This is a genomic window from Nonomuraea sp. NPDC050556 (genome assembly GCF_044457355.1).
GTDB lineage: Bacteria > Actinomycetota > Actinomycetes > Streptosporangiales > Streptosporangiaceae > Nonomuraea.
In genome coordinates this window covers 1-1018 of record NZ_JBITGU010000015.1, presented here as the reverse complement: position 1 = coordinate 1018, position 1018 = coordinate 1, and the positions used below count along the sequence as shown (strand labels likewise).

Annotated in this window: 2 rRNA genes; both read left to right on the top strand. The window is 57.6% G+C overall.

From position 1 onward, the window contains the following. Window positions 1-85: ribosomal RNA gene (locus ACIBG8_RS54680) — 16S ribosomal RNA — on the top strand; the annotation flags it as partial. A 397-nt stretch (window positions 86-482) separates the two neighbouring features. Next, window positions 483-1018 (top strand): 23S ribosomal RNA (locus ACIBG8_RS54675); the annotation flags it as partial.

Here is a 1018-nt window from a genome sequence, read left to right as displayed (position 1 = left end):
GGAGCGGTCGAAGGTGGGGCTGGCGATTGGGACGAAGTCGTAACAAGGTAGCCGTACCGGAAGGTGCGGCTGGATCACCTCCTTTCTAAGGAGCAGCTGACCTTGAGCGCAAGCTCGGGGTCTACGTCACGGTCACCAGCGAACGTCTGGTGCGTGACAGCTCATTAGTGGAGCACTGGCTACTCGGTACAGCGTGATCGCTGACCGGCAAGTACCGCCTGGCCTCTTCGGAGGTTGGGAGTGGGAACGGCGGTTTCAGGGGTTGCGGGGTGCCGGACACACTGTTGGGTCCTGAGGAAACGGACCGGGATCTTGATAGGCCACCCGCTGCGGGTTCGCATGGTGGCCTGATCCTTGTTTGTTGTGACCTCATGCAGGACCGGCCTTCCGTCATACCGCTAGCTGTTGCTGGGTCTGGTGCGGGTGGGGTTTGGTTGCTGTTTGTTGTTTGAGATTTGCATAGTGGACGCGAGCATCTTTGTGGCCAAGTTTTTTAGGGCACACGGTGGATGCCTTGGCATCAGGAGCCGATGAAGGACGTGGGAGGCTGCGTTAAGCCTCGGGGAGTCGCCAACCAGACGTTGATCCGGGGATGTCCGAATGGGGAAACCTAGCACCAGTCATGTGGTGTTGCCTCCGCCTGAATGTATAGGGCGGTTGGTGGTAACGCGGGGAAGTGAAACATCTCAGTACCCGTAGGAAGAGAAAACAACAGTGATTCCGTGAGTAGTGGTGAGCGAAAGCGGATGAGGCTAAACCTGGCGTGTGTGATAGCCGGCAGGCGTTGCACGTTGGGGGTCGTGGGACCTTCTGGGTTGTTCTGCCGAACAGCCAAGAAGTCAAAAACCTTCGAAATAGTCGAAAGCTCTGGGAAGGGCTGCCGTAGACCGTGAGAGCCGGGTAGGCGAAATTTCGTGGGCTTCTTGAGGGGATCCCAAGTAGCACGGGGCCCGAGAAATCCTGTGTGAATCTGCCAGGACCACCTGGTAAGCCTAAATACTCCCTGATGACCGATAGT